Source organism: Labedaea rhizosphaerae (assembly GCF_004362825.1).
Classification (GTDB): Bacteria; Actinomycetota; Actinomycetes; order Mycobacteriales; family Pseudonocardiaceae; genus Labedaea; species Labedaea rhizosphaerae.
This window is the reverse complement of sequence record NZ_SNXZ01000002.1, coordinates 229,361-243,314: the sequence shown is the minus strand read 5'-3', so window position 1 is coordinate 243,314 and position 13,954 is coordinate 229,361. Positions and strand designations below refer to the sequence as shown.

The following is a 13,954-nucleotide window of genomic DNA, read 5'->3' as shown; positions in this document are numbered from 1 at the left end:
CTTGTCCTAATCGGACTCGGACAGCCGGACGACCGTCTTGATGTCGTCGCTGCTGCCGGTGGTCGTGAGGGCCTCGGCCGCGTCCGCGAGCGGCACCCGGCGGGTGATCAACCGGGCGAGCCAGTCGCGGTCGGCGGCGGCGAGCGCGACGGCGGCGCTGCGGTAGTGCTCGAGGTTGGCGTTGACCGAACCGAGCACCACGTCGTTCTCGAGGACCAACTCCCGGTTGAGCCCGCCGGCGTCGACCGGCAGTTTGTGCCCCGCGGACGACACACCCGTGAGGCACACGATGCCGTACGACGCGGTGTAGGCCATCGCCTCGAACACCAATTGGCCGGCGCCGGTGGCCTCGATGACGACATCAGGGGTGAGGGTCTTGAACACGTCCACGGCCGAACCGTCGTGGTACGTGGCGCCGAGCGCTTGGACCAGTTCGGGTTTGGGCCCACTGGTGACCCGGTCCAGCACGTGGACCTCCAGGCCCAGCTGGGTGCCGATCAGGGCGGCCAGCAGCCCGATCGGCCCGGCCCCGGTGACCAGCGCGCGCTGCGGCGAGAACCACGACCGTTCACCGACCCGGCGGACCTGTTCCCACGCTTTGGCCACGACGCTCGTTGGTTCCAGCAGCACGCCGACGTCGGCCAGCCCGGGGTTCACCGCGATGGCGTAGTCGGCCTCGACCGTCCACAGTTCACTGCCGTAGCCGTGGCGTTCCTTGATCCCGCGTTCGGTGTACCGGCCGTTGCGGCACATGTCGAAGTGCCCGGCGGCGCACGCTCCACAAGGGACCGGATCCGGCCGGCGCACCACGCCCACCACCAGATCGCCTTCGGCGAAGCCGCTGCCTTCGGGTGCGCTGCGGACGCGTCCGAGCGACTCGTGGCCGAGCACCAGCCGGTCGGCTCCCTGGGGTGCGGTGCCGTAGTCCCCGGCCGCGATTTCGTGGTCGGTGCCGCACACGCCCATGAACAGGCCTTCGACGAGGAGCTGGCCCTCGGCCGGTTCCGGATCGGGGACGTCGATCACCGCGACCGAGCCGGGATGGGTGGGTACCACGGTCAACGCCCGCATCACGAGCCTCCTCGGGGTTCGACGGCATAGGGTTCGGCGTCCGCTTCCTTGAACACGAGGCCGTGCCCGGCGGCGGTGAGGTCGGGGCCGACCCGGCCGCCCGACGGATCGCGGACACCGGCGAACAACGCCGCCTCGATCCGGTCGTGATCGGCGAACCACTCGATGTGCCGGAAGTTCTGCGTGGCCGTCGCGGCGTGCAGGGACAGGTTCGGCGCGCAGTGCGCCGACACGTCGAGGTTCGCCGCGGCCGCGACCGCGGCGGCACGCATCCACTCGGTGTAGCCGCCGCAGCGCGTGACGTCGATCTGCAGGCAGTCCACCGCGCCGGCGTCGACCATGCGGGCGAAGTAGGCCAAGTCGTACCCGTACTCGCCGGCCGCGACGTCCATGGTGGTGGCCGAGCGCACGGTGGCCAACCCGGCGAGGTCGTCGCTGGACACCGGTTCCTCGAACCACGACACGGCGAACTCCCGCACTTCGTTGGCCATCCGCCGGGCTTGGCCGACGGAGTACGCGCCGTTGGCGTCGACGTAGAGCTCGACGTCGTCGCCGACCGTCTGCCGGGCCAGTTCCACCCGGTCGAGGTCGCGCCGGGTGGTGTGGCCCCAGTCCTGCCCGATCTTGATCTTCACCCGGGGCACGTCGCGCTCGTGCGCCCACTGGATCAGCCAGTCGCGCAGCTCTTCGGTGGTCTCGGAGACGAACCCGCCGCTGGCGTACAGCGCCACGTCGGCGTGCACCTTGCCGAGCAGCCTGCTCACCGGTACCCCGACCAGGCGCGCGGCGGCGTCCCACAGGGCGGTGTCGACCGCGGACAGCGCGCAGGAGACCACGCCGGCACGGCCGAGGTTGCGGATCGCTCGCTGCATGTCCGACCACCGCGCCGGCACGTCGAGCCCTGGCTTGCCTTCCACCGCGGCCGCGAGCTTGTCGTTGATCAACGGCACACACGCGGTGTCGGCGTAGGTCCACCCGGTTCCGGTGACCGGACCTACCTGGGCCCGGACGAGCACGAGGATCGTCGCATCCCAGGACAGCGTGCCGTCGGCTTCGGGGCGTCGGGTCGGAATCCGGTACGCCCGCGCGGTCACCCGGTCGACGAGTGGTTCCGAGGTCGGAGCCATGGCTCAGTGCTTCCCCGGGAGGAATTCCTGGAGCTTGGTCTTGGCCCCCTGAACCATCAGGTGCAGGGCGTCCGGGTCGCCCTTGAGCACGGCCTGCGCGGCCGACTTCACCTGCTCGAAGGTCGCGTGCGGCGGGATCGGCGGGACCTCCGGGTCGCAGTGGACGTCGAGGACCGTGGGCACGTCGGCGCTCAACGCCGTCTCCCAGGCGCCGGCCAGGTCGTCCGGATCGGTGACCGTCATCGCGCCGAGGCCGAGCGATCGCGCGAAGCCGGCGTAGTCGACGTCGGGCAGCGCTTGGGATTGCTCGAACTTCGGTGCGCCGCCCATGGCCCGCAGTTCCCAGGTGACCTGGTTCAGGTCGTTGTTGTGCAGGACGCACACGATGCAGCGCGGGTCTTCCCAGTTCCGGTGGTAGCGGGCGATCGTGATGAGTTCGGCCATGCCGTTCATCTGCATGGCGCCGTCGCCGGTCAGGGCGATCGCGGGACGACCGGGGTGGGCGAACTTCGCGCCGATGACGTACGGCACCGCCGGTCCCATCGTGGCCAGCGTGCCGGACAGCGAGCAGCGGATGTCGCCGCGCACGCGCAGGTTGCGGGCGTACCAGTTGGCCGCGGAACCGGAGTCCGACGCCACGATCGCGTCATCGGGGATCCGCGCGGACAACTCGCTGACGATGCGCATGGGGTTGACGGGGTTCGCCGGCACGGCCGCCTCTTTGTCCATTGTGGACCACCAGTCGGCCACGCCGCGCTCCACGGTCTCCCGCCACGACCGGTCGGACTTGCGCCTCAGTTTCGGCAGCAGCGCTTGCAGAGTGGCTTTGGCGTCGCCCACGAGGTTGACCTCGGTGGGGTAGCGCATGCCGATGAAGCGCCCGTCGATGTCGATCTGGACGGCCCGGGCCTGGTCCAGCTCGGGCAGGAACTGGCTGTAGGGGAAGTTCGAGCCGACGATGAGCAGGGTGTCGCAGTCACGCATCAGTTCGTAGCTCGGCCGGGTGCCGAGCAGGCCGATGGAGCCGGTGACGTAGGGGAGTTCGTCGGACAGCACATCCTTGCCCAGCAACGCTTTCGCCACGCCGGCACCGGTCAGTTCGGCCAACTGCCGGACTTCCTCGGCGGCGCCCCGGGCCCCTTGGCCCACGAGGACCGCGAGCTTGCTCCCGGAGTTGAGGACCTCCGCCGCCCGGTCGAGTTCGGCTTCCGGGGCGACGGTCAGCGAGTACAGACCGCCCGCTTGGGGGTTGCTGGACGGCACGTGTTTGAAGGCGTGTTGTGGTGGTGTGTATTTCTCTTCTTGCAGGTCGGCGGGGATGATCACGGTTGTGGGGGCGCGGGAGGCCAGGGCGGTGCGGATGGCGCGGTCGATGGCGTTGGGGAGTTGTTCGGCGACGTTGACCTCGACGAGGTATTCGCTGGCGACGTCTTTGAACAGGGCTTGGAGGTCGACTTCTTGCTGGTAGCTGCCGCCCATGGCGCTGCGTGCGGTCTGCCCGACGATGGCGAGGACGGGGACGTGGTCGAGTTTGGCGTCGTAGAGGCCGTTGAGCAGGTGGATGGCGCCGGGGCCGGAGGTGGCCATGCACACGCCGACCTTGCCGCTGAACTTGGCGTAGCCGACCGCGCTGAAGGCGGCCATTTCCTCGTGGCGGGCTTGGATGAACGTCGGCTTGTTGTCCGCGCGGCCGAACGCGGTGACGATGCCGTTGATGCCGTCACCCGGGTAGGCGAAGACCTGTTCGACACCCCACTCACGCAGCCGGGCCAGGACGTAGTCGGCGACGGTCTGTGTCATCGGGACCTCCAGTTGGCGGCACGGTTGCGCAGCGGGCGGCGAATCCGGCGCCAGCCGCGTCGAAGGGCGTTCTTCGCACCACCAGTGCGGCGTTCCGGTCGGTGCGACCATGCGCGTTCGGGGTGCTGCGTCGGTGCTTTGGTGTGGTGCAGTGCGGCGGCCAGGACCTCGGCGAGGTGCACCGCTTCCCGTCCGCCGCTGTCGAGCTGGTGGATCTGGGTGCGGCAGCTGAAGCCGTCGGCGAGGACCGCCGTCGTGGGGTCGGCCGAGCGCACCGCGGGCAGGAGCACGCGTTCCGCGCAGGCTTCGCTGACTTCGAGGTGCCCCGGTTCGAAGCCGAAGTTCCCGGCGAGACCACAACACCCGGAGTCGAGCTGGTCGACGTCGACGCCGGCTTCGGTCAGCAGTTCGCGGTCGGCATCCCAGCCCAGGACGGCGTGCTGGTGGCAGTGCACCTGGGCGATCGCCTTCGCCCGTTGCTCGCCGTCGAGAACCGGCGGCCGGTAGCCGGGCGAGTGCTCCATGAGCAGCTCCGCCATGGTGACCGTCTGACGGCGCAGCCGCCGGACGTCCTGGTCCTCGGGGAAGAGCTCGATGGCATCGGAGCGGAACACCGCGGCGCAGCTGGGTTCGAGCACGAGCACCAGGCCGCCCGCACGCACGTGGTCGGCCAGGGCCCGCACCGTCCGCCGGAGGATCTTCTTCGCGGTCGTGAGTTGCCCGGTGGAGATCCAAGTCAGTCCACAGCAGACGGGTTGGTCGGGCAGCACCACCTGCCACCCCGCGTCCTCGACGACCTCGATCGCCGCCTGCGCGATGTGCGGGTGGAAGTGGTTGGTGAACGTGTCGGGCCACAGCATGACGGTGCCGCGGCCGCCGGTCGCCTCGGATGCGCGGCGGCTGAACCACTCCTGCGCGCTTTCCCCGGCGAACACCGGCACTTCCCGGTTCTCCACGCCCGCCGCGGCCACCGCGAGGCGGGACAGGCCGGGGGTGTGCGTGACGGCGTTGACCACCGGCACCAGGCGCAGCCGGCGCACCCAGCGTGCGACGAGGGGCAGCCAGCCCATCGACAGGTGCGCCCGGGGGCGGCGCCACTGCCGGCCCCGGTAGTGGTGGGCCAGGAACTCGGCCTTGTAGGTGGCCATGTCCACATTGGCCGGACAATCGGACTTGCACCCCTTGCAGGCCAGGCAGAGGTCGAGCGCGTCGTGCACCGCCGTGGATCGCCAGCCGTCGGTGACGGGGCTGTCGCCGTGCCCGTTCAACATCTCGAAGAGCAGCCGGGCTCGGCCCCGCGTGGAGTGCTCCTCCTCGCCGGTGACCTGGTAGGACGGGCACATCACGTGGTGGCCGTCGTTCGTGTGCTGGCGGCACCGCCCCACACCGACGCAGCGGTTCGCCGCTTCGGCGAACGACCCGCCGTCGTGCGGGTAGCGGAAGTGCAGGTCCTGCGGCGCGGCGGGGGACCAGTCCGCACCCAGGCGCAGGTGCGCGTCCAGGGGAGCCGGGGCCACCACCTTGCCGGGGTTCATCCTGTTGCCCGGGTCGAAGATCGCCTTGAGCTGGCCGAACGCCCGGGTGATCTCGGGGCCGAACATGCGGGGCAGCAGTTCGCCGCGCGTCTGCCCGTCGCCGTGCTCACCGGACAGCGAGCCGCCGAACTCGACGACGAGGTCCGCGGCGCGTTCCAGGAATCGGCGGTAGGTGGCGACGCCGTCGGCGCTGTAGAGGTCGAAGGGGATCCGGGTGTGGACGCAGCCCTGACCGAAGTGGCCGTACAGGCTCGGTCCGGTCTCGCTGGCGTAGCCGAACTCCTCGTAGAGCTCCTGCAGCCGCCGCAGGTAGTCGCCGAGCCGTTCGGGCGGCACCGCCGAGTCCTCCCAGCCCTCGAACGTGTCCGGCCGGTGCGGCACGTGCGCCGTGGCCCCGAGTCCGGCCTCCCGGACCTGCCACAGCTCGTGCTCGTGGGCGGGGTCGTCGAGGAACTCCACATCGGGGTCGTGCTCCGATTCGTGCAGCGCCTCGAGCATGTCGTTGGCGTGCGCGTCGGCTTCCTCGGTCGTCTCGCCGCCGAACTGCACCATCAGGAACGCGCGCCCGCGCGGCAGTTCGTTCAGGGCCTGGGCGTTGAGCCCCTTGAGCCGCTCGTCGCGGATGAGCTTGCCGTCCAGGCCCTCGAGCGCGATCGGGGCGTGCGCCACGACGGCGGGCACCGCGTCGGCGGCCTTGTCGACGCTGGGGTAGCCGAGCACGACGAGGCTGCGCTTCTTCACGACGGGGACGAGCTTCAGCTTGGCCCGGACCACGGTCACCAGGGTCGACTCGCTGCCGACCAGCAGCCCGGCGACGTCGAACCCGTGCTCGGGCAGCAACGAGTCCAGGTTGTAGCCGGACACCCGGCGTGGGATGTCCGGATACCGGGCCTTGATCTCGTCCGCGTACTGGTCCCGCAGCCGGCGAAGCTGCCGGTACACCATCGCCTGTGCGTCACCACGGCGCTCGATCGCCGCGTACTGCTCGTCGGAGGTCGGACCGCACCAGAACCGGGTGCCGTCGTAGCAGACGACCTCCAGCTCGGCGATGTTGTCGACGACCTTCCCGGTGCGCTGCGCCGTGGCCCCGCACGAGTTGTTGCCGATCATCCCGCCGAGCGTGCAGTTCATGTGCGTCGCGGGTTCCGGCCCGAACCGCAGGCCCGTTGACGCCAGCTGCCGGTTCAACTCGTCGAGGACGATGCCGGGCTGCACCACGCACGTGCGTTGCTCGGCGTCCACGGCCTCCAGCTGGGCGCAGTACTTCGACCAGTCGATCACCACGGCGGTGTTGGTGCACTGCCCGGCGAGGCTGGTGCCACCACCGCGGGAGAGCACCGGCGCGCCGAACTCCCGCGCCACGGCCATGACGTCGACCGCGGCGTCCGGCGACCGCGGGACCACGACGCCCAGCGGCACCTGACGGAAGTTGGACGCATCGGTCGAGTACGCGGCCCGCGTGCCCGGGTCGAACCGGACCTCGCCGTCCACCCGCGCGCGCAACGCGTCGACGAGGCCGTCGATGTCCACGCGGGCCTGTTCTTCGAAGACCCGCCGAGTGACTGGGTCGGGCAGATCGGTCGTGCTCACCATGGCTCCCTTCGCCGGCCAGGCAGTCGTCAGGCCGCCCCATGGGCTCCGGGTTACCATCATTTGCGTGACGCAAACGTGGCCGGAGCAACCGACGGACGATCCGGCCCTGGCGGCGTTGCGGGTGATGGTGGCCGTGGCCGACCGCACCCTCGAGAAGGTCACCGACACGCTCACGCTGACCCAGTTCCGCGCGTTGCGCACGGTCGCCGAGCGGACCCCGGTGACGATGGGGCAGGTCGCCAAGGAACTCGGCATCAACCCCTCCAGCGTCACCCGGGCCTGCGAGCGGCTGGTCGCCTTGGGGCTGGTGGAGCGCGCCACGAACCCTCGGAACAAGCGGGAAACCCTGCTCGCGCCGACGGCTGCGGGCTGTCAGCTGCTCACGCAGGTGGACCAGGACCGGCGGCGGGTCCTCACCACGGTGCTGGACTCGATGCCCGATGACGCACGCACGGCGGTATTGCGGTCGTTCGCGCAGTTCGCCCGCTTCGCGGAGTCCGTCATGCCCGCGGATGGCGCCGACCGGTCCCGCTGACCTCATTCGGACAACTTCACCTTTTCGGCCGTCGCCAGGAGCTCGGCCGGGATGTGATCGTGTGCTCGGCACTCCTCGACGAAAGTGGGCGCCATGGCCTGGCTGGCAACGATCTCCCGGCGCGACGCCGGCGGTGACCTCGCGCAGGCGTATGCCGAGATGGCCGCGCGCCCGACGCCCGAGGTGTACGTGCCCGACCACGGTGACGCGCCCGGGATCATCCGCGCGCACAGCCTCGACCCGGCCCTGATGCGTCTGGCGTTCTCGGTGTCCGGCTCCCTGCACCGGTCCACTTTGGAATGGGCGGACCGGGAGCTGGTCTCCAGCGTCACCTCACGGGCCAACGAGTGCTTCTATTGAACTTCCGCTCACGCAGAGTTTCTGCGTGTCGCGAGCGGTGACACCGCTCTGTCCAGGACCGTTCTCGACCGGAAGGATGACCAGCTCACCGGGCGCGAGGCCGCGCTCGCCCGGTTCGCGACCCTGCTGACGTCGCAGCCTTGGGCGGTCACGCCCGCGCTCCGCGACGAGTTCGCCGCCGACGGCTTGGACGGCGACGCGATCCAGACCGCCACCGGCGTCGTGGCGATGTTCAACTACCTGACCAGGGTCGCCGACGCGTCCGGCATCGAGTTCGACTACGCCACCCCGCTGCCCGCGTTCGAGCCCCGGCGCGACAAGCACCCGCTACCGCGGCCCCCGGCCGACGAGTGGCCGGTGGTCACGCCCCGGTTCACCGACCTGTGGCAGCGCTGGCACGACTACCTGTTCGACGCCTCCCATGAGTCCCTCACTTGGAGGCAGCGACTCGTGCTCGCCCGGGCCGCCGCGCTGGAGTCGTGTGACCGCAAGCGTGCGGACGAGCTGGCCGAACACGCGCCGCGCGATGACGTGGACCGCGTGCTGGATGCCTTCGCGCGCAAGCTCAGCGTCCGCCCGTGGCAGATGGCCGCCTCGGACCTGCAGGCCCTTCGGGATGTGGGGTTCGCCGAGCGGGCCTTGCTGCACGCGATGGCGGTGACCGCACTGCAGAACGCCGAGTCCCGCCTGGCCGTCGGGCAGGCACTGGCTAGCGGGTGATCCGGGGGTCCTCGACGGGCAAGGTGGGCGCCAGCAGGAAATCGAGTTCTTGGCGCAACAGCTCCAACGCGTTGGTGCGAATCTCGTAACGGCGCATCCGGCCCTGCTGGTGCACGTCGACCAGTTGCGCTTCCAGCAGGACACGCAGGTGTTGCGACACCGCAGGCCGGCTCACCGGCAAGTCGTTGGCGATCTCGGTGACCGAGCACGGGCCACGCGCGACACGCGCCAAGACCTTGCGCCGCATGGGATCGGCCAGGGCCTGCCATGGACTGGCGCTACCGGTGGGCACGATCAGTAAGTTACTGCTTACGGGTCGGGGTGTCCAGGGTTCGGCGCTCGAGAAAAGTCTGTTGGCATTTATCTGGTGCGCGATTTTGGTTCAGTTTTCTATAGCTGAATGGGTTTGGCCCAGCTGCCGGGGGTGGTGGCTGGGACTGGGTGGGCTGGCGTTGGTCGGGTGTTCGGGGATGGTTGCTTGCCCGGGAGTGGTGGCTGGGAGTGGGTGGCTGACGTTGGTTGAGTGCTCGGGGGGTGGTTGCTCTCGTGTGGGTGTTGCTGCCGCGGGTGTTCGCCGCCGGTGGCTGGGTTGGTCTCGGGGTTGGTGGCGGCGAACACCCTTGCCATCGGTGGCCGGTGGTTGCGTGGCGGGGGTGGTCGGGTTGAGGGGTTGCGTTGCGAGGGCAGCCTGCGGTTGCCGGTGGTCCCGGCGGTGGCTGAGTTACAGGAATTTACGCAGAGCGTTGCAACCAGGGCGGTGGAGTGAATACCGGCAGCCCATTATCTATATGGACCGTCCATTCGGTGTGATGGATCAGCCGATGGTGATATGGGCAAACCAACACCAGATTGTCGAGTGTGGTTAGCCCACCGTCGGCCCAATGTTGGATGTGGTGGGCGTGACACTGGTGTGGTGTTCGTGCGCAGCCCGGTGCGGCGCATCCTTGGTCGCGGATGGCGAGGGCTCTGCGCAATCGTTTGTCGGCGAGGCGGTGGGTTTCCCCGATATCCAGTGGCCGGGATTGGCCGCCGAGGACGACCGGGATGATTTTCCCCTCGCACGCCACCCGGCGGGCCTGCTCCGGCGCCAGCGTCCGACCGTCGTCCAGCATCGCCTGGCCGATCCCGGTTTGCAGGGTCTCCAGGGAGACCGTGACCGCGATGTGCGGACGTTCGCCGCCTTCGGCGGGGGCCTGGCCGGAGTCGGCGGCGAACCCGATGATCTCCGCTAGCGCGTCACCCTGACGCTCGGCCAGGGTCCGGTCATCCTGAGGCTGGGGCTTGGCCAGTGGGGAGAGCAGCGCGCGCAGCACGCTCGCGTCTTCGCCGCCGAGGCGGAACTGGCCTGACAGCGACCCGTCGCGGTGTTCGTACAGGTCCAGCGTGTTCTGCGCATCCACCACCGTTCGTTCGATGGGTTTGCGACCGTCTGGGTTGAGGGCGGCGACGATGCGCTCGCCCAGGCGGATGAGCTGGGTCGGGTTGAACTTCCGCGCCAACCCCGTCATGTCCACCTCGACCTGTTCGCCGTGCTCGACCGGGACCGACTCCACCGTGGTGGCGATCTTGTCCACATGCGCGCCGGAGATCTCCCCAGCCGCCATCGCTGCCCGCGCGGCAGGCAGGCGCGGCGGGATGGGCTGGCCGGTGATCCCGATCTTCGGACACAACAACTCAACATGGTGTTCGAGGCGCTTGGCCTCCTGGGCGGTGACGTGCAGGACGTCCTGCAGGAACCGCCACAACTGGGGATACCCGGACTCTTTCCATTCGATCTGGGAAATGTCGTCGAGCAGCTTCAACTCCAGTTGCCGCATCTGCGCGACGGTCGAGTTAAGCTCCCCCAGTTCCATACCCCCGATCATACCACGCCATTCGAACAAATGGTCTAACACGAACGGGGGAACAATCGACGGAATATTCCATCTTCCACGCAGCCCAGCCACTCCCGGAACCATCCAACAAACGGCAGGCAACAGCGCAACGCAACCATTCAGCCGGCCATCTACGCAGCGGAAACCGCCGGCCCCGTGGGCAAGGGTGTTCGCCGCCCCCAACCCGAGACCAACCCAACCACCCGGCGGCGAACACCCGCGGCAGCCGCTCCTAATAGAAGGCCACCGCCCCCGACATAGAGAGCCACCGCCCCCGACGCACTGAGCGCCGGGGACGGTGACTGCCCGAAAAGCCGTCAGTGGGCCTCGTAGTAAGCACGCAGCGCACTGGTGGTGAGCCGGATGCCTTGCCCCAGCGTGATCTGGCGGGACTTCACCAGGTCACGCACGGCGTGGGTCACGCAGGTCCCGTACGACCACGCCGACATCGTCTTGTCGGCGTAGCTGCAGGGGATCTCGGGCATGGTGACGCGTTCGCCCGCCCGCACGTCGTACAGCTTGTTCCGCACGCCGCCCGGCCACAGCACGTCGACGGTTCCCCTGTTCGCCTTGCCCATGCCGAACGTGCCGGCGAGCTCGTCCTGGGAGGCGAAGCTGGACCCGGCGATCACCGGCCGGATGGCGGTCGGGCCGCCGGCGGGCGTGAACTTCACGACCGCGCCGATGCCGTCACGGTTGACCGTCGCCTTCGGGGTGAAGCCGATGCTGCCCTTGGTGCGCACCGAAACCGAGCGGTTGCCGTTGCCGCCGTTGTTCATCTCGACGGCGAGGTTGCCATCTTCGGTGTGCTTGCCGGTCGGGGTGTACAGCACCGAGTCGTGGCTGCCGATGTGGGCGTAGACCTCGAGGAACGACCCGTCGTCGAACGGCGAGTGGAAGTCGAAGTCCTGCACCGAGTGGTACGGCGTGAGCTCACCGGGGTTCACCGAGGATCCCACCGTCACGACGTCCTCGAACCCGTTGTGGTCGAGGTCGCCCGTCGCCACGCCGATCACGGTGCGGTGCGAGTGGTCCGCGCCGGACCTCGTGAAGACGTCGTCGTAGTTGAACGTCGGCAGGAAGCCGTTGCGGACCGCGCTCGGGCCTTCGTTGTGCAGCAAGGCGCCGGGGTTGTCCGCGGTGACGGCCGAGATGGCGTCCAGCGACCCGTGGTAGAGGATGTCGGTGGCACCGTCGTTGTCGTAGTCCAATGTGGACGTACCCCAGCCGAACGGTGTCGCGTTGAGCCCGCCGAGGGTCGGGTCGGGGGCATTGCCCGACGGCGGGTTCTGCGACGACCGGCGCGGGTCGACGAACGTGCCGTCCGGCTTCTGCAGCAGCCACCGGCTGGTCCAGTCACCGAGCTGCTGCTTGATCTGTGGCAGCGGCGGGTTCATCAGCACGTAGTCGCCGAAGTTCGTCGAGAACATGTCGATGGTGCCGTCGAAGTTGAAGTCCCCGAACGACAAACCCATCCACGCGCCGGGTTCTTCCAGGTGCAACTGGTATGTCATGTCGGTGAAGTGACCGTGGCCGTCGTTCTTCCACACCCGGTTGAAGCCGCGGTTCATGCCACCGTACTTGATCATCGGGATGGCACCCTGGTCGTTGGCCACCACGAGGTCCTGGTCGCCGTCCTGGTCGATGTCGACCGCCGCGATCGCCCACGAGATGTCCGCGAGCTTCGCCATCCCGTGGCCCGTGTCGATCGTGGTGAACCCCGAGCTGTCCGAGACGTCGGTGAACCGCAGCCCGCCGTCGTTGTGGAACATCTGGTTGGGGTCGTTGTACTTGTACGGCTCGGCGAGCAGGGCGAAGGCGTCCTTCATCGGCCAGGTGTTGGCGACGGCGATGTCTAGCTTGCCGTCGTTGTCGAAGTCCGCCATCGTGCAGCTGATGTGGTCGTAGTCGCCGGCCGCGGTGTGGCTCGCCTCGGTGACGTCCCGGAACTTCCCGTGGCCGAGGTTCTCCAGCAGGTGGTCCGGTTCGTTGCGGCCGAGGATGTACAGGTCGATGTTGCCGTCGTTGTCCAGGTCGCCCGCGCACGCACCGTTGGCGTCCATCGCGGTGAGCTCGAGGCCCGAGCCGGCGGCGACGTTGACGAACGACGCGTGCCCGTGGTGCAAGTCGTTGCGGTAGAGCGACATGGGCCGGCCGGGACCGTTGGTCACGAACACGTCCGAGTCACCGTCGTTGTCGTAGTCGAACAGGACCACGCCCGGCAGGCCGCGGTCGTGCACCGGTTCCTCGGCGAAGTCCTCGGCCGTCACCACCGGCTTCTGCCGGTTCGCCTCGCGCAACGCGTGGTCGGGTGACGGCGCGCGCCGGTAGTCGGCGAGGCTCGTCCCCGGCGTCGCGATGTCGGTGTAGGTGACACCGCCGGTGTGGTCGGCGATCGCGACCGGCTGACCCGGTGTCAGCACGACGAGGGTCGCCGCGGTGACCGCGACGACGGAACCGGCACGGCGGTACCGGTGTCTGAACCCCATGATTCCTCCATCCGCCGGCATCGCGCCGATTCCCCGGGGTCTCGGCGCAACGCGGAACGTCCAGTCCTGACAATGTGCGCTGAGCCGGAAATGGCACCGAAGAAACGCGCTGTGCGGCCACTGTCCTTGGCAGCGAGCCACTGTACGCCCGGCCGTGTTCAACTGCGCAATTTCCGAACTCGATCTCCGTGGCGTTCAACTTGACGGCTACTTGCCCTGGTTTTTGGCTGGTTATCGTGAATCCGGCTATTCGGACGTCCGCCTCGAGCGGCCGGACAAATGAGGAGTGCGCCGTGACCGCATCCGTGCAGGCCGCCCGCGGCACGACGGGTTTCCTCGGCTGGTTGAACACCCGGGGGCACAAGGCCGCGATGGTCATCTTCGGCCTGATCGTGGTGGGGCACTGGGCCGAGCACGTCGCGCAGGCGTGGCAGGTGTGGGTGCTGCAGTGGCCGCGGCCGAAGTCCGGCGGGCTGCTCGGCCTGGCCTACCCGTGGCTGGTGTCGTCGGAGTGGCTGCACTACGGCTACGCCGTCGTGATGCTGGCCGGTCTCCTCCTGCTGCGCCCCGCCATCGGCGGTCGCGCGCGCAAGTGGTGGTCGGCGGCGCTGTGGATCCAGGTGTGGCACCACTTCGAGCACCTGCTGCTGCTCGTGCAGGCCCTCACCGGCTCCTACCTGCTCGGCCGCGCGGTGCCCACGAGCGTCGTGCAGCTGATCTTCCCGCGCATCGAACTGCACCTGTTCTACAACGCGCTGGTCACCATCCCGATGGTCGTCGCCATGGTCCTGCACCTGCGGCCCAGGCCCGAGGAACGGGACTTCCTGCGGTGTTCGTGCGCGCACTGACC

At 69.0% G+C, this 13,954-nt stretch carries 11 protein-coding genes; 4 read left to right on the top strand and 7 right to left on the bottom strand.

Annotation, left to right across the window (positions count from 1 at the left end):
- Positions 1 to 6 precede the first annotated feature (6 nt).
- From EV186_RS10705 to EV186_RS10690, 4 genes are read right to left on the bottom strand one after another with little or no spacing between them, the layout of a single operon-like run.
- Positions 7 to 1,071 (bottom strand): glucose 1-dehydrogenase, encoded by a 1,065-nt coding sequence (locus EV186_RS10705; protein ID WP_133849088.1) that lies wholly within the window; start codon positions 1,069 to 1,071, stop codon positions 7 to 9.
- On the bottom strand, positions 1,071 to 2,198 hold the full coding sequence (locus EV186_RS10700) for an enolase C-terminal domain-like protein (RefSeq protein WP_133849087.1): 1,128 nt from the start codon (positions 2,196 to 2,198) through the stop codon (positions 1,071 to 1,073). The genes EV186_RS10705 and EV186_RS10700 overlap by 1 nt, the downstream gene beginning before the upstream one ends.
- Positions 2,199 to 2,201: 3 nt before the next feature.
- Positions 2,202 to 3,998 (bottom strand): thiamine pyrophosphate-requiring protein, encoded by a 1,797-nt coding sequence (locus EV186_RS10695; RefSeq protein WP_133849086.1) that lies wholly within the window; start codon positions 3,996 to 3,998, stop codon positions 2,202 to 2,204.
- Complete coding sequence (locus EV186_RS10690) at positions 3,995 to 7,123, bottom strand: FAD-binding and (Fe-S)-binding domain-containing protein (RefSeq protein ID WP_133850175.1); 3,129 nt, start codon at positions 7,121 to 7,123, stop codon at positions 3,995 to 3,997. The genes EV186_RS10695 and EV186_RS10690 overlap by 4 nt, the downstream gene beginning before the upstream one ends.
- A gap of 67 nt (positions 7,124 to 7,190) precedes the next feature.
- On the opposite strand from EV186_RS10690, the gene EV186_RS10685 reads away from it, so the two are divergent.
- The 3 genes from EV186_RS10685 to EV186_RS10675 all read left to right on the top strand — a co-directional run bounded on the left by EV186_RS10685 (position 7,191) and on the right by EV186_RS10675 (position 8,741).
- Positions 7,191 to 7,661 (top strand): MarR family winged helix-turn-helix transcriptional regulator, encoded by a 471-nt coding sequence (locus EV186_RS10685; protein ID WP_133849085.1) that lies wholly within the window; start codon positions 7,191 to 7,193, stop codon positions 7,659 to 7,661.
- A gap of 93 nt (positions 7,662 to 7,754) precedes the next feature.
- Positions 7,755 to 8,021 carry a hypothetical protein gene (locus EV186_RS10680; RefSeq protein ID WP_133849084.1) on the top strand — a complete coding sequence of 89 codons (267 nt, stop codon included), beginning with the start codon at positions 7,755 to 7,757 and terminating at the stop codon, positions 8,019 to 8,021.
- A 186-nt stretch (positions 8,022 to 8,207) separates the two neighbouring features.
- Complete coding sequence (locus EV186_RS10675) at positions 8,208 to 8,741, top strand: carboxymuconolactone decarboxylase family protein (RefSeq protein WP_133849083.1); 534 nt, start codon at positions 8,208 to 8,210, stop codon at positions 8,739 to 8,741.
- Here the strand turns inward: EV186_RS10675 and EV186_RS10670 are convergent.
- The 3 genes from EV186_RS10670 to EV186_RS10660 all read right to left on the bottom strand — a co-directional run bounded on the left by EV186_RS10670 (position 8,731) and on the right by EV186_RS10660 (position 13,104).
- Complete coding sequence (locus EV186_RS10670) at positions 8,731 to 9,033, bottom strand: ArsR/SmtB family transcription factor (protein WP_133849082.1); 303 nt, start codon at positions 9,031 to 9,033, stop codon at positions 8,731 to 8,733. The two genes, EV186_RS10675 and EV186_RS10670, sit on opposite strands and share 11 nt — an antisense overlap.
- Before the next feature lie 439 nt (positions 9,034 to 9,472).
- Positions 9,473 to 10,594 (bottom strand): HNH endonuclease signature motif containing protein, encoded by a 1,122-nt coding sequence (locus tag EV186_RS10665; protein ID WP_166659109.1) that lies wholly within the window; start codon positions 10,592 to 10,594, stop codon positions 9,473 to 9,475.
- Positions 10,595 to 10,932: 338 nt separating this feature from the next.
- On the bottom strand, positions 10,933 to 13,104 hold the full coding sequence (locus tag EV186_RS10660) for an FG-GAP repeat domain-containing protein (protein ID WP_166659108.1): 2,172 nt from the start codon (positions 13,102 to 13,104) through the stop codon (positions 10,933 to 10,935).
- 293 nt (positions 13,105 to 13,397) lie between these two features.
- On the opposite strand from EV186_RS10660, the gene EV186_RS10655 reads away from it, so the two are divergent.
- A complete protein-coding gene (locus EV186_RS10655) occupies positions 13,398 to 13,952 on the top strand; it encodes a hypothetical protein (protein ID WP_133849079.1) in 555 nt (184 codons plus the stop codon).
- Positions 13,953 to 13,954 lie beyond the last annotated feature (2 nt).